The following is a 24,137-nucleotide window of genomic DNA, read 5'->3' as shown; positions in this document are numbered from 1 at the left end:
CGCCGCCAGGCATCGGGCATCGATCAGTGCCGCACACGGACACACCACCCATAAAAAAAGGCTTCCATGAAGGAAGCCTTTTTTGCGCCTGCCGGTGCAGCACTGAATGCTGCACCAGACAGAGAAGGGAAGCCGCTCTGAATTACAGAGGCGTCTTCTTGCCGTCCTTGTAGTTGTACAAGGTGATGGCGGGGTTCTTCATTTCGCCATTGGGTTCGAAGGCGATCGTGGAGGTCACGCCCTTAAAGTTGGACTTGAGCAGCTCGGGGGTGTAGACCTTGGGGTCGACCGAGTTGGCACGCTTCATGGCGTCCACGATCAGGTACGTGGCGTCGTAGGTGTAGGGGCTGTACACCTGGAACTGGTTGGGGAACTTGGCATCGTACTTGGCCTTCCAGGCGGTACCGCCAGGCATCTTGGCCAGCGAAGAGCCGCCTTCAGCGCAGATCACGTTGGCCAGGGTCTTGGCACCGGCAGCCAGCTTGGCGATTTCCGACGTGCAGACGCCGTCACCACCGAAGTACTTCACGTTGCCCATGCCCAACTGTTCCAGCTGACGCAGCATGGGGCCGGCTTGTGGGTCCATGCCGCCGAAGAAGATGGCGTCAGGGTTCTTGGCCTTGATGGCGGTCAGGATCGCCATGAAGTCGGTGGCCTTGTCGGTCGTGAACTGCTCGTCCACCACCTTCATGCCCTTGGCGGCTGCGGTCTTCTTGAACACGTCTGCCACGCCTTGGCCGTAAGCGGTACGGTCATCGATGATGGCGACGGTCTTGAGCTTCAGGGTGTCCACAGCGTAGAACGCCAGGCCAGCGCCCAGGGCGTTGTCGTTGGCGATGATGCGGAACGTGGTCTTGTAGCCAGGCTTGGTCAGGTTGGGGTTGGTGGCAGCACCGGTCACGTGCGGGATACCGCAGTCGTTGTAGACCTTGGAAGCGGGGATGGTGGTACCGGAGTTGAGGTGGCCCACAACGCCTGCGACCTTGGAGTCGCACAGCTTTTGTGCGGCAGCGGTGCCTTGCTTGGGGTCGGCAGCATCGTCTTCGGCCTGCAGCTCGAACTTGATCTTCTTGCCACCGATGGTGATGCCTTGAGTGTTCAGCTCTTCAATGGCCATGCGGGCGCCATTTTCGTTGTCCTTGCCGTAGTGGGCTTGGGCGCCGGAAACCGGAGCCACGTGGCCGATCTTGACCACCTGCTCTTGTGCAGAGGCCACACCAGCAGCAGCCGCGATAGCAGCAACCACGGTCAGTTTCAACTTCAATTGCATATCAATCTCCAGTAAAGATAAACGCTGAGAATGTTCTTGTGTCTCAACGCAGGGGAACATATCGCAATTTACGGGCCAGATCATTAGGGAACACGATTAAATGTGGGGGAAACCACAGGGGAATACCCTGTTAACCCTTGGGCGCCACAGGCGCGCCACTCGCCAACTCATCGGCCACGGCCTCGTACACCGCGTGGCGGACCACCGATTCGATCTCTTCGCGCAGCCGCGGCAGCACCGATCTTGTCTGCTCTTGCACCACTGTGGCGATCGCTTCGCGCAGACGTTGATCCAGCACAACGTCGACACGCTGCATCACGCGGTGCACCATGTATTCCTCGAAGCCATCGGGCAGCGCGCGGGCCGCAGCGGGTGGCGCCACCATGGCGCGGGGCGCACTGGCAGGCGGCGGCGCGGGCGCATCGACCGCGGGCAGCCGCCGGGTGAGTACACCCGCGCTGGCAGCCGCTGCCAGCGGGCTTGCCGCGGTGTTCGCATTGGCTGATGCCACTGGCGCAGACGCGGTCGCTGACGCTGACACCCCTGCAGACCCGGAGGCCGCTGCTGGAGCGGGGATCGATGCCGGCACGGGTGCCGGTGCCGGTGCAGGCCGCTGGGTCATCACCGCGGGCGGTTGCGCGCTGGGCAACGGCGGTCGCACGGCAGACACCTGCACCGCAGGCGCAGCAACCCCCGCTGCGGCGGGCCGCACCACCGGCGGCAAGGGCGACGAGACCACCGTGGTGCGCCCGGCTGCAACCGGCGAAGCAGGCGCAAGGGGCGCACCGGGCGCCCCGTGTGCAGGCACGGCATCCGGCGTTTGCACCACTTCGGTGAGCGTGGGAACAAAGCGGGGCGGCGTGCGAGGGGGTTGCTGTGCCATCAGCCGGCTTTCAGCACGAGGTCGTGGCGGGTGATGGCGTAGCCGCGCGATGCATAGTGCTTCCAGCGCGCCCGTGCCTGCATGCGGTCCGACTCATCCTGCGCACTCACCACCTCGACCAGGCGGTCGAACCGGCCGAAGCCTTCGGGCACTTCGGCATGCAGATTCAGCAGCACCTCGTGGTGCGCAGCGGTGCGTGCGTCAGCGGCCAGCAGCACGGGCGATGCGTGCACCAGTTCTTCGTCGGCGTCGTCACGGCAGTGCGCCACAAAGTCCTGCGGTGCCAGCGCCCAGAGCATGCGGTCGAGCGCCACCAGGGTGTCGGCGGGCGCCGAGATCACCAGGCGCGCGCCGCTGCGCTGTACCTTGCGCGCAAACCGGCATGCGTACGCCAGCTTGTCGGGGGCATTGAAGTGAAAGGCGACTTCGGTCATGCGCTGTGCCCTGCAGGACTCAGGCGCCGCCGGCCTTGGCCGTGCGCCGGGTCGACGCGGGCTTGGCGGTGGCGGCGCGCGGCGCACCAGCGGCTGCAGCGGCCGATTCGGGCCTGGCAGCCTTGGTCACCTTGGTCACCTTGGTCACCTTGGCCGCCTTGCCGGCGGTCGCGCCGGCTTCGTTCAGCAGGTACTGCACCAGCAGTCCCACGGGACGGCCGGTGGAGCCCTTGGCCGCCCCGCCCTTCCAGGCGGTGCCGGCAATGTCCAGGTGTGCCCAGGGCAGGTCGCCCACATACTTTTGCAAAAACTTGGCTGCGGTGATGGATCCGCCCGCGCGGCCCGCCACATTGCCCATGTCCGCAAAATTGCTCTTGAGCCCGTCGGCGTAGTCGTCGTCGAGCGGCATGCGCCAGCACAGGTCCTGCGCGGTGTCACCCGCGTCCTGCAGCGCTGTGGCCAGCGCATCGTTGTTGGCAAACAGCCCGCTGCGCACACCGCCCAGGGCGATCACGCAGGCACCCGTCAAGGTGGCGATGTCCACCACGGCGGCGGGCTTCAGGCGCGCGGCATAGGTCAGTGCATCGCACAGCACCAGGCGGCCTTCGGCATCGGTGTTCAGGATTTCGATGGTCTGGCCGCTCATGCTGGTGACCACGTCGCCGGGCTTGACCGCGCGGCCGTCGGGCATGTTCTCGCAGGCCGGAATCAGGCCGACCACATTGATGTCGGGCTGCAGCTCGCCCAGCGCGCGGAACACGCCCAGCACGCTGGCGGCGCCGCACATGTCGAACTTCATTTCGTCCATCTCGGCCGCGGGCTTGATGGAGATGCCACCGGTGTCGAAGGTGATGCCCTTGCCCACCAGCACCACCGGTGCCTTGTCCTTGGCCGCACCGCTGTAGCGCAGCTCGATGAAGCGCAGGGGCTCTTCCGAGCCGCGCGCCACGGCCAGGAAGGCGCCCATGCCCAGGCGGGCGACTTCCGCCGGGCCGTGCACCTTGCACTGGATGCGCGGCAGCTTGGCCAGGGTCTTGGCGGCATCGGCCAGCAGGGTCGGCGTGGCGTGGTTGGCGGGGCGGTTGCCCCATTCGCGCGCAAACTCGACACCCGAGACCAAGGCCACGCCAGTATCAAAGGCCTCGCGCACGTCAGCCGCGCTGTGCACGCCCACCACACAGCGGCTCAACGCACGCGCCTCCACCTTGGACTTGGTGGTGGTGTAGACATAGCTGGCCTCCGCCACCGCCTGCACGGCGGCATTCACGGCCCCCGCCTGTGCCTTGCCGGCAAAACACACGACCACGCGCTTGGTCTGCGGCGCCTTGATGGCGCCGCCCACGGCCAGCAGCGCCTGGCGCACGGCACGGGCCGCACCGTCGCCCGCGCCCAGCAGGATCAACCGGCGGGCGGCGGTGCCGGCGGCCTGGTAGAGCTGCAGGCTCTTGCCCGCCTTGGTGGCCAGATCTCCATTCTTGAGCGCCTGCGCAGCCAGGGTGGACAGCGCGTCCTTCCCGGGCTTGAACCCCTCGGGGATGAGCGCGATCAGCAGATCGCATTTTTCCGACGCGGCCGCAGTGAGTTCAAGGGTCTTGAGATCAAAGTTCATAATCGATGTTTTCCTTTTTCAGCGTGCTCTACAGGCTGCGAGCCAATGTTATTCGATTCATCCATCCGCAAGGAGCTGGCGCGCAGCTTCGGTGCGACGCTCGTGGTGCTGGTGACCGTGGTCATGACCATGATGCTGATCCGCACCCTCGGCCAGGCCTCCCGGGGCAGCGTCAGTCCATCCGATGTGATGCTGGTCATGGGCTTCACCGTCCTCGGGCAGCTGCCCACCATCCTGAGCCTGAGCCTCTTCATCGCCGTGGTCGGCACGCTGTCGCGCATGTACCGCGACAGCGAGATGGTCATCTGGTTCGCCAGCGGCCGCGGCCTCATCAGCCTGCTCAAGCCCCTGGTGCGGTTTGCCTGGCCGGTGATGGCGGTGGTCGCCGTTCTTTCGCTGCTGGTCTGGCCCTGGGCCAACTCGCAGATCCAGGAACTCAAGACCCGCTACGAGCAGCGCAGCGACATCGACCGCATCGCGCCGGGCGAATTCCAGGAATCCTCCAACGGCAGCCGCGTATTCTTCATCGACAAGGAAAGCGCGGACACGCAGACCGGCAACAACATCTTCATCGCTGCCACCGACGGCACGCGGGAGTCCGTGACATCGGCGCGCAGTGCGCGGCTGGAGACCCAGAACGGCGAGCGCATGGCCCTGCTGACGGACGGCCAGCGCCTGGAGACCACGCGCGACAAACCCGGCGTGAAGGTGAGCGAGTTCTCCGAATACGGCACCCGCATCGGCTCGGCGCCCTCGGGGTCGGCCGAAGAACTGTCTGTCAAGACCCGCGCCACGCATGAACTGGTGATGAACCCCCTGCCCGCCTTCCAGGCCGAACTGGGCTGGCGCATCGGCCTCGCGCTGGCGGCCCTGAACTTCGTGGTGCTGGGCCTGGCCGTGGCCAGCGTCAACCCGCGGGCCGCGCGCAGCACCAGCCTGGTGTTTGCGCTCTTTGCCTTCATCGTCTACTACAACCTCATGACCCTGGGGCAAAGCTGGGTCGGGGCCGGCAGGCTCGGCCTGGCCAGCTTCATGGTGCTGCTGCACGGCGGCATGCTGGTGGCGTCGCTGCTGGTGCTGGCCGCGCGCCACAACCAATGGACCATCCGCCGGCTCTGGCAGGCCGGCCCGAAGCCCCGGAGCGCCCCATGAAAACCATCCGCCGACTCATCCACCGCGAAGCCCTGCTGGCCGTCACCTTCGTGACCGCCGGGTTCCTGGCCCTGTTCTTCTTCTTTGACCTGGTGGACGAACTGCGCTGGGTAGGCAGGACGGGTGCCGAGGGCTACCAGCTGTCGCACGCCTTCCTGTTCGTGGTGCTCAGCATTCCCAGCCACCTGTACGAACTGCTGCCCATCACGGTGCTCATCGGCACCATCTTCGTGATGGCGCGCCTGGCGCAAAGCTCGGAGTTCACCATCATGCGCACGAGCGGCATGGGCCCGTGGCGGGCGCTGCGCACCCTGCTGACGCTGGGCGGCGTGTTCGTGCTGTTCACGTTCGCGGTGGGCGACTACATCGCGCCGCTGACCGACCGAGCGGCCCAGCTGGTGAAGGTGCGTTACCTGGGCCGCCTGACCACGGGGGCCACCGGTGCGTGGCTCAAGGAGCGCCAGGAAGACCACTCCTTCGCGGTGAACGTGCGCGCACTCACCCCGAACGGCGGCATGCTGGACGTGCGCATTTTTGAATTCGACGGCAAGGGCCGCCTGGCATCGCAAACACGTGCCGCCTCCGGGCAGTTCGGGCCCGATGGCGCCTGGGAGCTTGAAAAGGTGCAGCGCAGCAAGTTCGAGCAGCGCGGCACCGACGGGGCCCGGGTCGAGCACCTGGACACCCCCACGCTGCAGTGGCCCACGCGCATCAGTGCCGACATGGTCGCTGCCTCGCTGCTCAAGCCCGACCGCATGGCCACCATCGACCTGTTCCAGTACATCCGGCATCTGGACGCCAACGGACAGTCCGCCCAGCGCTACGAGATCGAGTTCTGGCGCAAGGTGTTCTACCCGCTCTCGTGCCTGGTGATGGTGGTGCTGGCCCTGCCTTTTGCCTACCTGCATTTCCGCTCGGGCGGCATTGCGGGCTATGTGTTCGGCGGGGTGATGGCGGGCATCAGCTTCTTCCTGCTCAACAACGTGTTCGGCTACGCAGGCAACCTGCAGAATTGGTCGCCGTGGCTGACCGCCGCCGCGCCCGGGCTGATCTACTCCGTGCTGTCCCTGGCCGCCTTCGGCTGGCTGGTGCTCAGGCGCTAGCTGGCCCCCTTGAAACACACCACCCTGCCATGAGCCTCAGCGCCATCATCCTGTTCGCCCACGGATCGCGCGACCCCCTGTGGCGCGCGCCCATGGAGGCCGTCGCCACCCGCATTGCCGCCGCCCACCCCGAGCGGCCCGTGGCCTGCGCGTACCTGGAGCTGTGCAGCCCCAGCTTGCCCGAGGCCGCTGCCCAGCTGGTAGCGCAGGGTGCCGCGCAGGTCACCGTAGTGCCGATGTTTCTGGGCACGGGCAAGCACGCGCGGGAAGACCTTCCGGTGCTGGTGCAGGCGCTGCGCAGCGCCCACCCCGTCACGCAATTCCATGTGCAGCAGGCCATCGGCGAAGACCCGCGCATGACCGCCCTGATGGCCGACATTGCCTGCGAGAGCCCCGCCGAGCGATAAATCCGGCAGGGTCGTCTGATTTCTTTAGATGGTTGCAGCATAATGATGCAACTCTTTAGGCGATATCAGATATGAATCTGCACCAATTCCGTTTTGTGCAAGAGGCCGCGCGGCGCAACCTCAACCTGACCGAGGCGGCCAAGGCCCTGCACACCTCCCAGCCCGGTGTCTCCAAGGCCATCATCGAGCTGGAAGAAGAATTGGGCGTGGACATCTTCGCGCGCCATGGCAAACGCCTCAAGCGCATCACCGAGCCGGGCCAGCACGTGCTCAAGAGCATCGAAGTCATCATGCGCGAGGTGGGCAACTTGAAGCGCATCGGCGAGCAGTTCAGCGCGCAGGACAGCGGCACGCTCAGCATCGCCACCACCCACACCCAGGCCCGCTACGTGCTGCCGGTGCCGGTGGCCCGCCTGCGCGAGGCCTACCCCAAGGTCAACATCAGCCTGCACCAGGCCACGCCGCACGAAGTGGCGCGCATGATCATCGACGAGGTGGCCGAGATCGGCATGGCCACCGAATCCCTGGCGGACTACCCAGAGCTGGTCACCCTGCCCTGCTACGAATGGCAGCACGTGCTGGTGGTGCCCACCGACCACCCGTTGGCGCAAAAGGAACGCATCGGCCTCGATGACCTGGCCCACGAAGCCCTGATCACCTACCACCCCTCCTTCACCGGCCGCGGCAAGATCGACCACGCCTTTGCCGCCCGCAAGCTGCAGCCGCGCATCGTGCTCGAAGCCATCGACTCGGACGTGATCAAGACCTATGTGCGCCTGGGCCTGGGCATCGGCATCGTGGCCGAGATGGCCATGCGCGACGACCCGCTGGGCGATCTGGTGGTGCGCCCCGTGGGCCACCTGTTCGGCCAGAGCGTGGCGCGCGTGGCCTTCAAGCGCGGCGCCTACCTGCGCAACTTCGTCTACAAGTTTGCCGAGCTGCTCAGCGACCGCCTGAGCCGCGAACTCATCGCCCGCGCGATGACCGGCCATGTCAACGACTACGAACTTTGAAACACCCCCTGAGCCGCTTCGCGGCTTCCCCCTCCAGGGGGACGCCGCCGGTGGCCTGGCAAAGCCAGTTCCAAGGCGTCCGCTGGCTTGGCCTGCTCCGCGGCCTTCGGGCCGACAAACGCCGCGCTGATTTCCCATGATTGACACCACGCGATGAGCACTCCGTCCTTCCCCAGCAAGTTGCCCAACGTGGGCACCACCATCTTCACCGTGATGTCGGCACTGGCCGCAGAGCACCAGGCCGTCAACCTGGGCCAGGGCTTTCCCGACTTTGAATGCGCCCCCGAGCTGGTGAACGCCGTCACGGCGGCCATGCAGGCCGGCCACAACCAGTACCCGCCCATGCCCGGCGTGCCGGTGCTGCGCGAAGCCGTGGCCCGCAAGATCGAAACGCTGCATGGCCGGGCCTACCACCCCAACACCGAGATCACCATCACGGCCGGCGCCACGCAGGCCATCATCACCGCCATCCTGGCCGTCGTGCACCCGGGCGACGAGGTCATCGTGCTCGACCCCTGCTACGACAGCTACGTGCCCAACATTGAACTGGCGGGCGGCAAGGCGGTGCGCGTGCCGCTCACGCCCGGCAGCTTCCGGCCCGACTTCGACAAGATCAGCGCGGCCATCACGCCCCGCACCCGCGCCATCCTCATCAACAGCCCGCACAACCCCAGCGCCACGATCTGGACGGCCGAGGAGATGCGCCAGCTCGAGGACCTGCTCGCTCCCACCGACATCCTGCTCATCAGCGACGAGGTGTACGAGCACATGGTGTTCGACGGCGCCGAGCACGAAAGCGCCGCGCGCTTTCCGGGCCTGGCGGCGCGCGCCTTCATCGTGTCGAGCTTTGGCAAGACCTTCCACGTCACCGGCTGGAAGGTCGGCACCGTGGCGGCCCCTGCAGCGCTGACGGCCGAATTCCGCAAGGTGCACCAGTTCAACGTGTTCACCGTGAACACGCCCATGCAGCACGGCCTGGCCGCCTACCTGCAGGACCCGGCGCCCTACCTGCAGCTGCCCGCGTTCTACCAGGCCAAGCGCGACCTGTTCCGCCAGGGCCTGGCGGATTCGCGCCTGAAGCTGCTGCCCAGCACCGGCAGCTACTTCCAGTGCGTGGACATCTCTGCCGTGAGCGACTTGAACGAATCGGACTTCTGCCAGTGGCTCACCCGCGAAGTGGGCGTGGCGGCGATTCCGTTGTCGGCGTTCTACGGCGACGGATTCGACCAGCGCGTGGTGCGGTTCTGCTTCGCCAAGAAGGACGAGACGCTGCGCGCCGCGCTGGAGCGGCTGCGCAAGCTGTGAGGGGCTGACCGTGGCTGCACTGAATTTTTCGGCCCCGCGCATCGTGGCGCCGACGCCGGCCAACAAGCTGTTGCCGTTTGAAAAGGCGCTGCTTGATGCCACGGCTGCCGCACTGCCCTCGGCGGACGCCCGCTTGCTGGCGCAGCAGGTGCTCTGCATCAACAACATCCGCCGCGTGTCGGACTGGAAGCAGATCGAGCTTTACAGCAAACGCTGGCTGTGGCACCGGTGGCCAGCGGGCGTGCTGTTTGTCCGCAAGGAAAAGTTTCGCCTGGCCTCCGTGTCGTGCCGGTTCGGCGTCAAAGACGCGCACATCGAGGTCTGGGCGGTGGATGGCCATGTGTCTGCGCTCAGCGCCTCCACGGGCCTGAGCGGCCTGTCCATCGCCGGGCCGCTGAGCATCCTGGCGGTAGATCCGGGCGTTTAGAAAACCCGAATCTCATAAAAAAGGGCTGTACCGCGCTCCCAATGGGCGCCAGCAGCTACTAAATAGATAGCAAACACCTGCACAGCCCCGCAGGTGCCGGCAGCGCCGGCCCTCTCACCGGCCAGTCTGCCTGGCCAGCCACACCCCCGCAGCCGCCAGCGCCATGCCCGCCAGCGCCCAGCCGCTGAGCGTCTCTCCAAACACGGCCCAGGCGATCAGCGCGGTCGTGGGCGGGGTCAGGTAGAACAGGCTGGCCACGTTCACCGCGCCGCCGCGGCGGATCAGCACATTCAGCAAACTGACGGCGCCCAGGGACAGCACCAGCACCAGCCAGCCCAGCGCGAACACGAACTCACCGCTCCATGTGATCGCCATGGTTTCAGTCGCATAGGCCAGCACCGCCATGGCAACGGCACACGGCAGGTACTGGATCACCGAGCCCGTGCGCAGGTCGAACGAGGGGCAGAACCGCTTCTGGTACAGCGTTCCCGCCGTGATGCCCAGCAGCGCCACCAGGGCGGGCAGCAGCATGCCCGCCAAGGCACCGGCAGGCACGGTCGCCACCTTGCCCGCCACCACCAGCGCCACGCCGCTGAACCCCAACCCCAGCCCAACCCACTGCGCGGGCCGCACCTTCTCGCCCAGCAAGGCGCCCGCGACCAGCGCGGTCAACAGAGGCTGCAAGCCCACCACCAGCGCCGTGATGCCCGACGGCAACCCGTGCCCGATGGCCATGAACACCCCGCCCAGGTACACGCCATGCACCAGCAGGCCCGACACTGCGATGTGCCCCCAGGCCCTGCCTGCCGGGGGCCAGGGCGCGCGCGCCAGGGCCACCACGGCCAGCATGAGCACGGTGACGATGGCAAAGCGCAGCCCCAGGAAGGTCAGCGGCTCGATGTAGGGCAAGCCCAGCTTGGCACCGATGAAGCCCGTGCTCCAGAGCGCGACAAACAACAACGGGGCGATTGAATCCAGCGGATTCGAGACGGGGGACTGGTGGGGTGTTGCCTGGGTCATGGGGGGCTGAAGATCAAGCGCCCGCCTGCAGCAGCCACACTGGATTTGGGAGGATGCCAAGGCAGCGGCAGTGCGGCAGAGGGCCCGCCAATCATCGCACCGTCTGCCGGCCACGGGGGCTGCGCCCGCATGCCCTGGTCGCAGACCCATTCACCAACCAGGCACAAGCAACTGCCATGGCAGCCATGATGAACCAGCCCCAAGCCCCCGCCGTGCCCACACCTGTGCGGGCTGCGCGGCAAAAAGGCGCAGGACTGGCGTCTGTTGGTGAGCGCGGCACAGACACAAACCAAGAAAACAGAAAAAGCGGCCTCCCGCGCATCCACAAAGCGCTATATGCTACTTATTTGATAGCAAATCAATCACACACTGCCGCGTCCCCACTGAAGAAAGAGCGGGTGTGAGCAGCCCCACCATCCGCCCACACCCTCCCTTTGCAATCGGGCCAATGTCGGGTGCCGACCCGCCAACGGACAACACGCGCTAGCCCGCAGCCACCGCCAGGCCCAGGGCGGGCTGGTGATCCAGGCCGCCCACCACGCGGCTGTTGCTGAAGCGCTGCTCCACCTGCCTGAGGAAATGGGTGAGCAGCAAGCGGTACAGGCCATCGCCCAAGGCTGCGTCCTCCACCCCCACATCGAGGTTCGGGTTGTCGTTGATCTCGATCACGTACACCCCGGACGCCGTGGCCTTCAGGTCCACGCCATAGAAACCATCGCCCACCAGGCGGGCAGAGCTGACAGCCGCCGCCAGCACCTGCGGGGGCACCTGGTCCAGCGGTATGGCCTGCACCCGGCCCTCGGTGTACTTGCCATTGGCCGTGTGTTGCAGGATCTGCCAGTGGCCGTCGCACATGAAGTACTTCGCTGCAAAGATGGCCTGGCCTGCCAGCACGCCGATGCGCCAGTCGAAGTCGGTGTACATGAACTCCTGCACGAGGATGATTTCCGACTCCTTGAGCATGTCCCGGGCGATGCCATGCAGCTGTTCAAAGTTCTCCGCCTTTTTCACACTGCGGCTGAACGCACCGTCCGGCACCTTCACCACCACCGGGTAGGCCAGCCGGTGCTGCATGTCGGCCAGCGTGCGGCGGCTGACCATGTGCGTGAGCGGGGTGGCAATGGCATGCTCGCGCAGCAACTCCGCCAGAAAAGCCTTGTTGGTGCAGCGCAGGATGGACGCGGGGTCGTCGATGACCGGCATGCCTTCCGCCATGGCTTTGCGCGCGAACTGGAAGGTGTGGTGGGTCACGGCCGTGGTCTCGCGGATGAAGAGTGCGTCAAACTGGGTCAGCCGCGCCAGGTCCTTTTTTTCGATCAGTTCCACGGCAATGCCCATCTCCTGCCCCACATCGACCAGCTTGCGCAGGGTCTTGAGGTTGGACGGCGGGAGACGATCGTGCGGGTCGTGCAGCACCGCCAGGTCCATGCGCGGCTGGGGCATCGCGATCATGGGGCGCCAGCTACGCCGTGTGTACTGGAGCAGGGCTTGCACGAAGACCTCGTCGCGCGCGGCATCGACATCGCGCAGGTCCAGCGCCTGCAGGCCACCGATCTGCCAATGGGCCGACTGCTCCTGCCTCTCCAGCGTGACCTCCATCAGCGGGCAACGGAACAGCTCGAAGCTTTTGCGAGCCAGCGCAGCAAGTGCCGGGTCGTCCATGATCCCGAAGAAGACATGCAGCGTCAGCGTGTTCACCGAGCGCGGTATCTCCTTGAGCGGGCCAATCAGCCGGTTCAGCTGCGCCAGCGCCGACGGCTCGAGGCGTTTGCGCTGCAGGCTCAGGATGGTGTCCACACTGGGCGTTACGCGGTCACCACGCGCCTCGGCCAGCAGCGAGCAGTAGTAGCCCATGCTGAGGTAGCCGTAGCTCCTGCACAGGTTGGTGACCTTGCGCACGCGCCCACGGTGCAGCGGCTGCTCTGCAACGAATTGCTCTGCCGTGATGACCTTGATGTCGGGCTGGCTCCATCGAAAGTCGGCCAGTTTTTCCACCACGATGACATGTTCTGAGGACAATTTATTTCTTTCCAGAAAGGATGACGGCCGCAGTGCGCCCACGGCGCCCATACCTTGCGACTTTCTTGAATTCACTCCAACTGATGGACACACCGCCGTCCGGGTCACCGGAACGTGCCATGGGGTCCAGCAGGCGAAACACCGCACCGTCGAAACCGGTGATGACCACCCAGTGCGGCGTCTTCTGCCGGTGCAGGCGCCACAAGCTGATGAGCACAATGGGCAGGCGCCCCGCCCGCAGCTGCTCGATCACGCTGTCGGGCGACACGGGCCGCGCATGGATCGGCACCTGGCGCGCCTCCAGTGCCGCCCTGAAGTCGTTCTCCACCAACTGGATCACGTCCTTCTTGCGGGGGTCGCGCACGCTGTCCATGAACAGCGATGCACCGGCAGCCGCATACACCGACACCTCAAAGCCGTGGGCCAGCGCGGCATGCGCCAACCCGAAAGGCCCACACCCGCCATGGCCTGCGGCCATGAACACCGTGGTGGCCTCGCGCCACAGGCGGATCTCGGCCGCCTGGTTCACCGGCATGGCCGGGTCCATGGCAGACATCGCCATCAGCAGCGCACAGGGGCCGCAGGTGAAGTCCAGCGTCTGCGCGTAGTGGCGCACCTGGTACGACTCCGCCGCCTGGGCCAATGCGCCATCGAACAGGTCCTTCTGAAAGCACAGGGCCTGTTCGCCATCCTCGTAGTAAGCGGTTTTGCAGCCGGTGTGCACAAAGCCGTGGCGCGCGAACAGACGGTGCGCCGACAGGTTGCCAGCCCTGCTCTCCAGCCGCAGCACCGCACAGCCCGCATCACGCGCATCGCGGATCGCCGCAGCCAGCAGCCCACTGGCCACGCCCGCGCGCCGCTCGGACGGTGCCACCGCTATGGAGTACAGGCGTGCCACGGAAGATCCTTCGCGGCGCAATACCACGCAGGCCCCACCCAATGTCTGTCCGGATCGGACCACCAGCACGCGGGCCGAGGGGCTCAACAACAGACGCCCCCAGCTCCTGCGCGAAATCCTGTCGCTGGAGAACGCGGCGTTTTCCAGCTGCTCCAGTGCGGGTAAATCTGCAGGGCCCGCCGTTGCGACGCCCCGCTCATCCGTCGATGGTGGTCGCTTCACGGGCAGTCCCCACGGGGCCGGTGCGCCTTGCGGTCAGACAGCTTCAATGCCATCCACCCCACCCCGATCGGAACCACGAGCACCATCACGGCCAACAACAATGCGATCCAATCAACCATGGCGCAGCAGCTCCTGGCGCATGCCGCACAGGGCGCTGCGCACAAAGCCAGCCTCAATGATTGGGCACCGCTGCGCGCTGCAATGGTTCAGTGGCATGAAAGTGCCCCCGCGCAAGACCCGCTGGCCGCGCAGCCAATCTCGAGCTGCGGCAGGCCAGAGGCCAGGCAACGCTTGGCACTCTCCAGGTCGCGCCGCAGGATGTACAAAGTGCCCTTGGCCGTGTGGCGGGGCACGTCGAGCGCCAGGCTGTATCCGCGCAGCTGCTGCCCGAGCACGGCCTGCAGCCTCGCGCGCAGGCTCTGCCCATCGGCATACGGCGTGGTGAACGGAACCAGCACCAACCCTGTGGGATCGCCATCACTCTCCCCCAGAGGCAACAGGTAAACCCGGTGCAAGCCCATACTGGGGCAACTCTTCATCAGCATGTTTTCACCACACGGAGCCCCCGGCAGGGGCACTTGTGGCCGGTGTTGAACATGCTGTCAGTCTAGGAAATCCGGCGTAAATCGTTCGTAAAAAATGCGGGGGCGGACATCAAATCGCTGTCAATCCAGCGGGGCTCCCCACGCATGTGCGCGGGTGCGCAGGGCTGGCGCCAGCCCTACACCGCCAGGCGGTATCCCACCCCCGACTCGGTGAGCAGATGGCGGGGCTGGGCGGGGTCGGCCTCCAGCTTTTGGCGCAGGTGCCCCATGTAGATGCGCAGGTAGTGGCTCTGGTCCGACCGCATGGGCCCCCACACCTCGCGCAGCAGCTGCTTTTGGGTGATGACCCGTCCCGCATTCGCCACCAGCACCATGAGCATGCGGTACTCGGTGGGGGTCAGGTGCACCTCCACACCCGCCTTGCGCACCAGGCGCGCACTGCGGTCCACCTCGACATCGCCGAAATGGAACACGGGCTCCGCCGCCTCCTGCACCAGCCCGTTGCCGGTGGCGGCGCGGGGCCTGCGCAGGTTGGCCCGCACCCGCGCCAGCAACTCGCCGGTGCCAAAGGGTTTGGTGAGGTAGTCGTCAGCACCCGCGTCGAGTGCCGCGATCTTGTCGGTCTCATCGGTGCGTGCGGACAACACGATGATGGGCACGGCGGACCAGCCCCGCACATCGCGGATCAGCTCCACCCCATCGCCATCGGGCAGCCCCAGGTCCAGCACCAGCAGGTCGGGGTGGCGGGTGCCTGCGGCAGAAAGGCCCTCGCGCAGGGTTCCCGCCTCGTGCACCTGCCAGCCCTCGGCCTCCAGCGCGCTGCGCACAAAGCGCCGGATCTGCGGCTCGTCCTCGATCACCAAAACGGTACGTATCTGCATTGTTTTCTCAAGGGGCAGAAACGCCCCGCTCCATCTCGCTCAAACCGGGGTCGGGCGGCGGCTCGCGCCGCGCCAGGGTCACCGTGAATTCTGCCCCGCCCCCTTCCCCACTGGCGGCAGAGATCGCACCGCCATGCGCTTGCACGACGGCCTTGCAGATCGCCAGCCCCAGACCCACGCCCGGGGTGGCGGATTCCGCCTGGCCCCGGGTGAATTTTTCAAACAAAGTGTGCTCTTTGCCACGCACCGAGGCGGGCAGGCCCGGGCCATGGTCCCGCACCTTCAGCACCAGCATGTTGTCGGTGGTGGATGCTTTCACCACCACCGGTCCCGCGCCGTATTTGGCCGCATTCTCCAGAAGGTTGACCAGCACGCGCTCGATGAGCACGGGGTCGAACTCCACCAGCGGCAGGTCGGCGGGCACCTCGGTGCGCACAGGCATGTCGCCCAGCGCTGGTCGGGCGGCCCGGATGGCAGAGCCGACCACCTCTTCCACCGACTGCCAGTCCCGCCGCAGATGGACGCTCTGCCCCGACACATCGCTCTCCAGGCGCGCCATGTCCAGCAGGTTGCTGACCAGCGCATTGAGCTGGTGCGCCTGGCGCACGATGGCCTTGGCCACGGTGCCTGTCTCTTGCGGCGGAGCGACCTGCAACGATTCGGCGAGCGTGATCAGGGCCGTGAGGGGGGTGCGCACATCGTGCGATACCGCGCCCAGCAAGGCATTGCGCAGGCGTTCAGACTCCATGTCCACCACGGCCTGCTGCGCAATGTCCACGTAGTGCACCCGCTCCAGGGCAATGGCGATCTGCCGGGCCAGGGTGTCGAGCTGTTGGGCCTGCTCGGGGATCAGCAGCCAGCGGGGCTGCGCAGGCTCCAGCGCCAGCACACCACGCACGCGCATGGGGGCCTTCAGCGGCTCATAGCGCCAGGCCTGCGCGGCCAGGGTGTTGGTGGCCAGGCCCGCGCTCTGCCCCTGGCGCAGCGTCCAGTCCGCCACGCTTTTGTCAAAGCCCGGCGGCACATCGTCGGGGTATTCAAGACGGTCCGACGCGTCCAGCGCCACCACCACGGCGCGGCCCCCGAAGTGCCCCTGCACGGCCGCCGCGCCGATCTCGATGACCTGGCTGGTCTCCAGCGCCGCTGACAGCTCGCGCGTCAACTCAAACAGCGACTGGGCCCGCCGCTCCCGGCTGATCGACACCCCGGCGGCAAACCGCAACCCGGCCGTGAGCTGCCCCACCAGCAGCCCCACACCCAGCATCACCGCAAAAGTGACGACGTACTGCACATCGCTCACCGCGAACGACAGGCGCGGCGAGACGAAGAAGAAGTCGAACGCCAACACATTCAGCAACGCTGCCATCGCTGCGGGCACGCGCCCAAAACGCATGGCCACTGCGACAACCCCCACCAGGTAGAGCATCACGATGTTGGTGAGCTCCAGCAAACCATGCAGCGGTGTCGCCAGCACCGTGACGGCAATGCTGGCGCCCAGCGCCCACAAAAACCCTTGCCAGCGATAACGCCCTGCGCCGGGCTCGCCCGCATCCCCGTCATCATCCAGGCCGATGTTGCGGTCCCACAGCGCCCGAGGCAGGCGCCGCGAGCTACCCGCATGCGCTGCCTCGACGATGTCGAGCGAAGGCGCCCGTTCGGCCAACTCGCGCGCAACACCCTTGGAAGTGAAAAGTTTGCGCCAGCCCGCCCGCGCGGCGGGGCGCCCCAGCACCAGGGTGGCGCAGTTCAGATGCAGCGCCTGCGCCGCCAGGGCCGGCGCCACGCGGTCGCCCGTGAGCACGGCCGTCTCGGCACCCAGCTCCTGCGCCAGTTGCAGCACGGCCAGAATCCTGTCGCGCTGGGCTGCGCCCAGGCGCTGCAGCCTTGGCGTCTCCACATAGGCGGCATGCCACTTCACATTGAGCTGCCCCGCCAGGCGGGCGGCTGTGCGCACTGTCTGCGCCGCGTCTTCGTGGGGCCCGACACAGGCCAGGATGCTGCCCGAGGTGTTCCAGGCACTGCCCACGCGGCTGCCGGAAGCGCCCGACTGCTCCACCCGCCAGCCCAGCACATCGTCTTCCACGTGCTCCGCCGTGCGCCGCAGCGCAATCTCCCGCAGGGCGATCAGGTTCCCCTTGCGGAAAAAGCTCTGCGCCGCACGTTCGGCCTGCTGGGGCACGTAGACCTTGCCAGCGCCCAGGCGGGCGATCAGCTCGTCGGGCGTGGCATCGACCAGCACAACTTCGTCGGCGTTGTCCAGAACGGTGTCGGGCACCGTTTCGTGCACACGCACACCGGTGATGGCCCCCACCGTGCCGTTCAGGCTCTCCAGATGCTGCACATTGAGTGCCGTCCACACGTCGATGCCGGCAGCCAGCAGCTCCTGCACATCCTGCCAGCGCTTGGCGTGGCGGGAACCCTGCACGTTGGAATGCGCGAGTTCATCCACCAGCAAGATGGCAGGCTTGCGGGCCAGGGCCGCATCCAGATCGAACTCGGAAAGCGTCCTGCCCCGGTACTCCACCTGCTTCAGGGGCAGCGACTCCAGCCCCTCCAGCAACGCAGCGGTTTCCGCGCGACCATGGGTTTCCACCACGCCGATGAGGATGTCGCGCCCCGCGCGCCGCTCGCGCTGCGCGGCACTGAGCATGGCCCAGGTCTTGCCGACCCCGGCATTGGCACCGAAGTAGATGCGCAGCCTGCTCCGCTGGGTCTGCTCTTCCTGGGCGCGCAGTTGCGCAATCAAAGCATCGGGGTCGGGGCGCTGGATGTCAGTCATGCATCAACAAGTATCGGTGCCAAAAGTCAGAGCATGTCACGCATGTCAGCGCAAGCCGTCGAGCGCCAGGTTCAGCGCCAGCACGTTCACCCGGGGTTCGCCCAGCAGCCCCCACAGCGGCTGCTCCGCGTGCTTGCCAATCACGGCATTCACGCTGGCCACCGGCAGGCTGCGGGCCCGCGCCACGCGCCCTGCCTGGTACTGCGCCGCAGCCAGGCTGATGTGGGGGTCCAGGCCACTGGCCGAGGCCGTGACCAGATCCACCGGCACGGGGGCCGTGTTGCCAGGGTCGGCCGCGCGCAGGGCTTGTACGCGCGCCTTCACGGCATCGGTCAGCGCCGGATTGAGCGGCCCCTGATTGGAACCGCTGGACGCCGCCGCGTTGTACGGCATGGGTGCCGTGGCCGATGGGCGGCCCCAGAAATGCCCGGGGTCTGAAAAGTTCTGACCGATCAGCGACGAACCGACGGTCTGGCCATTGCGCTGCACCAGGCTGCCCGCTGCCTGCTGGGGAAATACCGCCTGGGCGGCGCCCGTCACCGCCAGCGGATAGAGCAGCCCGGTCAGCACGCTCAACAAGGCAAACAGCACCAGCGCGGGGCGAAGAATGTTTTTCATCAGAATCTCCTCAGATCAGCCCGACGGCCACCAGTATCCAGTCAATCAGCTTGATGCCCACAAACGGCACCAAGAGCCCGCCCAGCCCATAGATGGCCAGGTTGCGACGCAGCAGCGCCGCCGCACCCACCGGGCGGTAGCGCACGCCGCGCAAGGCCAGGGGAATCAGGAACACGATCACCAGCGCATTGAAGATCACGGCCGACAGGATGGCGGACGACGGACTTGCCAGCTGCATGACGTTGAGCGCGGACAGCTGCGGGTAGGTGGACACGAAGATGGCCGGCACGATGGCGAAGTATTTCGCCACATCGTTCGCGATGGAAAAGGTGGTGAGCGAGCCGCGTGTCATCAAGAGCGCCTTGCCGGTCTCCACCACTTCCAGCAGCTTGGTGGGGTTGGAGTCCAGGTCCACCATGTTGCCCGCCTCCTTGGCGGCCTGCGTGCCGCTGCCCATGGCCACGGCCACGTCGGCCTGGGCCAGCGCGGGGGCGTCGTTGGTGCCGTCGCCGGTCATGGCGACCAGGCGGCCTTCGGCCTGGTACTTGCGGATCAGCTCCAGCTTGTCTTCGGGCGTGGCTTCGGCCAGGAAGTCGTCCACCCCCGCCTCGGCCGCGATGGCCGCTGCCGTGAGCTTGTTGTCGCCGGTGATCATCACGGTCTTGATGCCCATGCGGCGCAGCTCGATGAAGCGCTCCTTGATGCCCGCCTTGACGATGTCCTTGAGCTCGACGATGCCCAGCACATGGCTGCCCTCGGCCACCGCCAGGGGCGTGCTGCCGCGCAGGGCCACCTGGTCGGCAGCGCTCATGACATCCTGGGGCATCTTGCCGCCCAGGGCTTCCACATGCTTGGCCAGTGCCAGCACGGCCCCCTTGCGCAGCATGGTGAGAGCAGATTCCGGCTGCCCCTCGGCTGCGGGCAGGTCCACACCGCTCATGCGGGTCTGGGCTGTGAAGGGCACCAGCGTGACGCCCTGCGGGTTCTGTCCATCCACGCCGGCGCGGCGGGCCAGCTCCACAATGCTGCGGCCTTCCGGCGTTTCATCTGCCAGCGACGCCAGCAAGGCGGCGCGCGCAAGGCGCTCTTTGGACACACCCGGCGCAGGCAGAAATGCGCTGGCCTGGCGGTTGCCGTGGGTGATGGTGCCGGTCTTGTCCAGCAGCAGCACGTCCACGTCGCCTGCGGCCTCCACGGCCCGGCCCGAGGTGGCGATCACATTGGCCTGCATCATGCGGCTCATGCCAGCCACCCCCACGGCGGACAGCAGGCCGCCAATGGTGGTGGGGATCAGGCACACCAGCAGGGCCACCAGCGCGGTCAGCGAAACCACAGTGCCCGCGCCCGACGCCTGCACGCTGAAGATCGAAAACGGCAGCAGGGTCACGGTAACGACCAGGAACACGATGGTCAGCGCCACCAGCAAAATGGTGAGCGCGATCTCGTTGGGCGTCTTCTGGCGCTTGGCGGCTTCCACCATGCCGATCATCCGGTCGAGGAACGACTCGCCCGGGTTCACCGCCACGCGCACCACCAGCCAGTCGGACAGCACCCGGGTGCCGCCGGTCACGGCAGAAAAATCGCCACCGGACTCACGCACCACGGGGGCCGATTCTCCGGTGATGGCGCTCTCGTCCACCGAGGCCACGCCCTCGATCACCTCGCCGTCCAGCGGGATCACATCGCCAGCCTCCACCAGCACCACATCGCCCCGGCGCAGGTTGGTGGCCAGCTCGGGCAAGAACGCAGCACCGTGCACAGGCTCCTTGAGCTTCTTGGCCCAGGTTTCCTTGCGCAGCCCACGCAGCGAGGCGGCTTGCGCCTTGCTGCGCCCTTCCGCCAGCGCTTCGGCAAAATTGGCAAACAGCACGGTGAACCACAGCCAGACCGTGATGGCCAGCACAAACGCCGGGCGCATGCTCGCATCCTCAGGCGCATTGAGTGCATGCAGCCACAGCAGCGTGGTGAAGATGCTGCCGATGTACACGATGAACATCACCGGGTTGCGCCACTGCACCAACGGACTGAGCTTGGCCAGCGCGCCCCAGAGCGCGGTCTTGATCAACGCTGCATCCAGCAGCGAAACGGAAGAAGTTTTTTTCTTGGTCATTGCCATACCTCACTGAACCCGGAGCATCAGGTGCTCCACCATCGGACCCAGGGCCAGGGAGGGCACGTAATTGAGAAGACCCACCAGCAGCACGGTGCCGATCAGCAGCGTGACAAACAAGGGACCGTGTGTGGGCATGGTGCCCGCCGTGACTGGCAAGCGCTTCTTGGCCGCCAGCGAACCCGCAATGGCCAGCACCGGCACGATCACGCCGAAACGGCCCAGCCACATCGCCAGCCCCAGCAGCACGTTGTAGAACGGCGTGTTGGCCGACAGGCCCGCAAAGGCGCTGCCGTTGTTGTTGGCGGCAGACGTCAGCGCATACAGAATTTCAGAGAACCCATGCGCGCCCGGGTTGGCGATGCCCGCCCTGCCCGCGTCCGTGGCCACGGCAATCGCCGTGCCCACCAGCACCAGAATGGGCGTGACCAGGATGGCCGCCGAGGTGAGCTTCATCTCACGCACCTCGATCTTCTTGCCCAGGTACTCCGGTGTGCGGCCAATCATGAGGCCCGCCATGAAGACGGCGAGGATGGCAAACACCAGCATGCCGTAGAGGCCCGTGCCCACACCACCAAACACCACTTCGCCCAGCTGCATCAGCACCAGCGGCACCATGCCGCCCAGGGGCGTGAAGGAGTCGTGCATGGCGTTCACGGCACCGCATGAGGCGGCAGTGGTCACGGCAGCGAACAGTGCCGACGCATTGATGCCGAACCGCACCTCCTTGCCTTCCATGTTGCCGCCCGCTTGCAGGGCGCTGGCGGTTTGCTCCACGCCCAGCCCCACCCATTGCGGATTGCCGACTTTCTCGGCGGAAACCACAGCGATCACAGCCACCACGAACATCACCGTCATGGCCGCCAGGATCGCAAACCCCTGGCGCTGGTCGCCCACAACGCGGCCAAACGCAAAACACAGCGCGGCGGGAATCAGGAAAATCGCCAGCATCTGCACGAAGTTGGTCAGTGCCGTCGGGTTCTCATAGGGATGGGCGGAATTGGCATTGAAAAAGCCACCGCCGTTGGTGCCCAGCATCTTGATGGCTTCCTGCGATGCCACCGGGCCCATGGCCAGGGTCTGGGTGTTGCTTGTCCTGGCTTCCATCACCGGTGCGCCATCGCCGCCCACCACCGGCTGGCCCGATGCGTCGAGCTTGGGCACTTCATAGGCCGTTGTCTCCAGCGTCGCCACATCCTTGTAGGCGTCAAAGTTCTGGATCACGCCCTGCCCGACCAGCACGATGGAAATCACGAACGCGATGGGCATCAGCACCCAGGCCGTGATGCGCGTGACATCGGCCCAGAAGTTGCCCACAAAGCCCTGGCCATCGGTGCTGCGCGCTGCAAAACCGCGCGCCAGCGCAAACGCCACGGCGATGCCGGTGGCCGCCGAGAAGAAGTTCTGCACCGACAGGCCCAGCATCTGCGTGAGGTAGCTCATGGTGGACTCGCCGCCATAGCCCTGCCAGTTGGTGTTGGAGACAAAGCTGATGGCGGTGTTGAACGAAGAATCGCCCGACACTGCGGCCATGCCCTGCGGATTGAGCGGCAGCAGGTGCTGCAAACGCTGCAGGCCATACACCGCAAAAGCGCCGATGGCATTGAAAGCCAGCAGCGCCAGCGCATAGTTGCGCCAGTGCATCATCTGATGCGGTGCGACCCCGGCCAGTTGGTACAAAGGCTTTTCGATGGCATGCATCCACCTTGGCAGGCGGCCATCACAGACTGCAGCCAGCCATTTGCCGAGCGGCCACGCCAGCACGCCCAGCACGATCAGGAAGAGCCCCAGCAGGCTCCAGGCAGAGGTATCCATCTCAGAACTCCTCCGCGCAGATCAGCGCAAAGACCAGGTAGGCCAGCAGCACCAAGGCCACGATGGCGCCAAAGCCGTAGAGCATTTCCATGCCGATCATGAACGCTCCCCCTTGGCCGGACCGAACTTGCCCAGCAAAACCACGGCCTCAGCCATGACCACCCACAACGCCGCCAGCGCGGCAATCCATAACACGTCCATCGACAACTCCTGCATCAAAACGTATGTTTGATTCTCAGAAGGTGGCCGTAAAAAGTGTGCACAGGTTATGGAGCGCGCCGTAAAAATGGCGTAAAAATGCCTGCCCGGTCGGCAGATCGCAGACGGGTCTACAACCAGCCTGCCTTGCGAAAGCGGTAGTACAGATAGCCACAGGTGCTGGCGATGAGCGCGAGCGCAGCCGCGTAGCCATAGCGCCATTTCAGCTCGGGCATGCTGTCAAAGTTCATGCCCCAGATGCCCGCAAACGCCGTGCACACGGCAAACAGGCTGGCCCAAGCGGCCAGGCGCTTGACGACCTCTCCGTCCTCGATGGTGACCATGGAGAGGTTGACGTGGATGGCGGTGCCGATCGTGTCGCGAATGGAATCTATGGAGGTGTTGATCCGGCTCAGGTGGTCCACCACGTCACGAAAGTACTCCTGCGAGCCCATGCAGATCTGCGGAACACGCCCGCCATGCAGCTTGGCCGCCCCTTCCAGCAACGGGGCCACCGCATGCTTGAGCACCGTGAGGCGCTGTTTGAGTTCGTACAGCCGCCGGATGCTGGCTCGCGCAGCGCCCTGCGTAAAGATCTGCTGCTCGATGGTTTCCAGCTCCACCTCCAGCGCATCGATGACCGGGAAATAGCGGTCCACCACCGCATCCATGAGTGCGTACAGCACGAAGCCCGGCCCATTGCGCAACAGCTCGGGTTCCTGCTCGCAGCGCGCACGCACATCCAAAAATCCACGTTGACTGCGGTTGCGCACCGACACCACATAGTTCTTGCCGACAAAGACATTGAGCTCACCAGGCCGTGACACCGGATCGGCAGCACCGCTGGATTCGAGCAAGTGCAGCACCACGAAGAGAGAGGAAGCGTACTCCTCGACCTTGGGCCGCTGATGACCATGCCGGGCATCTTCTACCGCCAGTGGGTGCAGGCCGAACTCGGCCTGCAGTTCATCCAGCTCCTGCGGGGTCGCATCCTGCAGTGCCACCCACACGAAACACCCTGGCAGCGAAACGTGCTCGCTGATCTCGCTGACAGGGATGTCGGCCAGCTTGGTGCCGTCCTCGTACACAACACAATTGATCAACACCGCAGCACCCCTTGCAACACTGAAATGGAAGATGCAAGCAATCTTGCCATTGCCACAACGCCCCAGATCCACGGGCTTGCGCAACATTTACGGCGTGGGCTGCAAATTTTGCGAACTTTATACGCGGGCTTTTCTACGCTTGCGCTCTTGTCTTTTTCTCCACAATTGTTGCCATGAATCCCGCCTCTCACAAAGTACTCGCCGTCGCCCTGCTGGCCGCGCTCCCCATGCTGGCCAGCGCCCAGCTCACCGGCAACGTCAGCCTGACCACCAACTACAAGTTCCGTGGCCAGGACCAGGACGCCTCCAAGGCCAAGGCCGTC

At 65.9% G+C, this 24,137-nt stretch carries 21 protein-coding genes and 1 pseudogene; 7 read left to right on the top strand and 15 right to left on the bottom strand.

The features are described from left to right. Positions 1 to 142: 142 nt before the first annotated feature. The 4 genes from ASG27_RS07265 to ASG27_RS07250 form a co-directional block, all read right to left on the bottom strand. Positions 143 to 1,270: a branched-chain amino acid ABC transporter substrate-binding protein gene (locus ASG27_RS07265; RefSeq protein ID WP_056414743.1), complete on the bottom strand. Its 1,128-nt coding sequence runs from the start codon at positions 1,268 to 1,270 to the stop codon at positions 143 to 145. Between the two features lie 130 nt (positions 1,271 to 1,400). Further along, on the bottom strand, positions 1,401 to 2,153 hold the full coding sequence (locus tag ASG27_RS27490; RefSeq protein ID WP_235503974.1) for a hypothetical protein: 753 nt from the start codon (positions 2,151 to 2,153) through the stop codon (positions 1,401 to 1,403). Beyond that, positions 2,153 to 2,587: a DNA polymerase III subunit chi gene (locus tag ASG27_RS07255; RefSeq protein ID WP_056414740.1), complete on the bottom strand. Its 435-nt coding sequence runs from the start codon at positions 2,585 to 2,587 to the stop codon at positions 2,153 to 2,155. The genes ASG27_RS27490 and ASG27_RS07255 overlap by 1 nt, the downstream gene beginning before the upstream one ends. A 19-nt stretch (positions 2,588 to 2,606) precedes the next feature. Beyond that, the gene (locus ASG27_RS07250) at positions 2,607 to 4,196 is read right to left on the bottom strand and encodes a leucyl aminopeptidase (RefSeq protein WP_056414737.1); all 1,590 of its coding nucleotides are present in this window, start codon (positions 4,194 to 4,196) and stop codon (positions 2,607 to 2,609) included. Positions 4,197 to 4,241: 45 nt separating this feature from the next. On the opposite strand from ASG27_RS07250, the gene lptF reads away from it, so the two are divergent. The 6 genes from lptF to ASG27_RS07220 all read left to right on the top strand — a co-directional run bounded on the left by lptF (position 4,242) and on the right by ASG27_RS07220 (position 9,603). Beyond that, positions 4,242 to 5,348 carry an LPS export ABC transporter permease LptF gene (lptF, locus tag ASG27_RS07245; RefSeq protein WP_056414734.1) on the top strand — a complete coding sequence of 369 codons (1,107 nt, stop codon included), beginning with the start codon at positions 4,242 to 4,244 and terminating at the stop codon, positions 5,346 to 5,348. Next, the gene (lptG, locus tag ASG27_RS07240) at positions 5,345 to 6,451 is read left to right on the top strand and encodes an LPS export ABC transporter permease LptG (RefSeq protein ID WP_056414872.1); all 1,107 of its coding nucleotides are present in this window, start codon (positions 5,345 to 5,347) and stop codon (positions 6,449 to 6,451) included. The genes lptF and lptG overlap by 4 nt, the downstream gene beginning before the upstream one ends. A gap of 29 nt (positions 6,452 to 6,480) precedes the next feature. Then, positions 6,481 to 6,858, top strand: a complete 378-nt coding sequence (locus ASG27_RS07235; protein ID WP_056414731.1) for a sirohydrochlorin chelatase — start codon at positions 6,481 to 6,483, stop codon at positions 6,856 to 6,858. 71 nt (positions 6,859 to 6,929) lie between these two features. Then, a complete protein-coding gene (locus ASG27_RS07230; RefSeq protein WP_056165626.1) occupies positions 6,930 to 7,871 on the top strand; it encodes a CysB family HTH-type transcriptional regulator in 942 nt (313 codons plus the stop codon). Positions 7,872 to 8,024: 153 nt separating this feature from the next. Continuing rightward, on the top strand, positions 8,025 to 9,176 hold the full coding sequence (locus ASG27_RS07225) for a pyridoxal phosphate-dependent aminotransferase (RefSeq protein WP_056414728.1): 1,152 nt from the start codon (positions 8,025 to 8,027) through the stop codon (positions 9,174 to 9,176). 10 nt (positions 9,177 to 9,186) lie between these two features. After that, a complete protein-coding gene (locus ASG27_RS07220) occupies positions 9,187 to 9,603 on the top strand; it encodes a hypothetical protein (RefSeq protein ID WP_056414724.1) in 417 nt (138 codons plus the stop codon). Positions 9,604 to 9,717: 114 nt separating this feature from the next. Here the strand turns inward: ASG27_RS07220 and ASG27_RS07215 are convergent, their stop codons facing one another. The 11 genes from ASG27_RS07215 to ASG27_RS07165 form a co-directional block, all read right to left on the bottom strand. After that, on the bottom strand, positions 9,718 to 10,623 hold the full coding sequence (locus ASG27_RS07215; RefSeq protein WP_056414721.1) for a DMT family transporter: 906 nt from the start codon (positions 10,621 to 10,623) through the stop codon (positions 9,718 to 9,720). Between the two features lie 483 nt (positions 10,624 to 11,106). After that, positions 11,107 to 12,642, bottom strand: coding sequence for a RimK family protein (locus ASG27_RS07210; protein WP_056414717.1), 1,536 nt, complete (start codon positions 12,640 to 12,642; stop codon positions 11,107 to 11,109). 1 nt (position 12,643) lies between these two features. Further along, positions 12,644 to 13,762, bottom strand: coding sequence for a GNAT family N-acetyltransferase/peptidase C39 family protein (locus tag ASG27_RS07205; protein WP_082493164.1), 1,119 nt, complete (start codon positions 13,760 to 13,762; stop codon positions 12,644 to 12,646). A 206-nt stretch (positions 13,763 to 13,968) separates the two neighbouring features. Next, the gene (locus ASG27_RS07200) at positions 13,969 to 14,307 is read right to left on the bottom strand and encodes a hypothetical protein (protein WP_056414712.1); all 339 of its coding nucleotides are present in this window, start codon (positions 14,305 to 14,307) and stop codon (positions 13,969 to 13,971) included. Positions 14,308 to 14,483: 176 nt separating this feature from the next. Continuing rightward, complete coding sequence (kdpE, locus tag ASG27_RS07195; protein ID WP_056414708.1) at positions 14,484 to 15,188, bottom strand: two-component system response regulator KdpE; 705 nt, start codon at positions 15,186 to 15,188, stop codon at positions 14,484 to 14,486. Positions 15,189 to 15,195: 7 nt separating this feature from the next. Next, entirely contained in the window at positions 15,196 to 17,967 is a 2,772-nt protein-coding gene (locus ASG27_RS07190; protein WP_056414705.1) for a DUF4118 domain-containing protein, read from the bottom strand. A gap of 45 nt (positions 17,968 to 18,012) precedes the next feature. Next, positions 18,013 to 18,585 carry a potassium-transporting ATPase subunit KdpC gene (gene kdpC / locus ASG27_RS07185; RefSeq protein ID WP_056414702.1) on the bottom strand — a complete coding sequence of 191 codons (573 nt, stop codon included), beginning with the start codon at positions 18,583 to 18,585 and terminating at the stop codon, positions 18,013 to 18,015. A 10-nt stretch (positions 18,586 to 18,595) separates the two neighbouring features. Beyond that, a complete protein-coding gene (gene kdpB, locus ASG27_RS07180; RefSeq protein WP_056414699.1) occupies positions 18,596 to 20,695 on the bottom strand; it encodes a potassium-transporting ATPase subunit KdpB in 2,100 nt (699 codons plus the stop codon). Between the two features lie 9 nt (positions 20,696 to 20,704). Beyond that, the gene (gene kdpA, locus ASG27_RS07175; RefSeq protein WP_056414697.1) at positions 20,705 to 22,510 is read right to left on the bottom strand and encodes a potassium-transporting ATPase subunit KdpA; all 1,806 of its coding nucleotides are present in this window, start codon (positions 22,508 to 22,510) and stop codon (positions 20,705 to 20,707) included. Position 22,511: 1 nt separating this feature from the next. Continuing rightward, positions 22,512 to 22,610: a potassium-transporting ATPase subunit F gene (locus ASG27_RS07170; RefSeq protein ID WP_056414695.1), complete on the bottom strand. Its 99-nt coding sequence runs from the start codon at positions 22,608 to 22,610 to the stop codon at positions 22,512 to 22,514. Positions 22,611 to 22,839: 229 nt separating this feature from the next. After that, positions 22,840 to 23,814, bottom strand: coding sequence for a magnesium and cobalt transport protein CorA (locus ASG27_RS07165; protein WP_056414692.1), 975 nt, complete (start codon positions 23,812 to 23,814; stop codon positions 22,840 to 22,842). A 173-nt stretch (positions 23,815 to 23,987) separates the two neighbouring features. Between ASG27_RS07165 and ASG27_RS27970 the strand changes: the two are divergent. Beyond that, positions 23,988 to 24,137, top strand: a pseudogene (locus tag ASG27_RS27970) (TorF family putative porin); the annotation flags it as partial.

The sequence above is a fragment of the Acidovorax sp. Leaf191 genome, assembly GCF_001424425.1.
Classification (GTDB): Bacteria; Pseudomonadota; Gammaproteobacteria; order Burkholderiales; family Burkholderiaceae_C; genus Acidovorax.
Note: the sequence above shows the minus strand (reverse complement) of the source record. Positions and strands in the feature narration are given on the sequence as shown.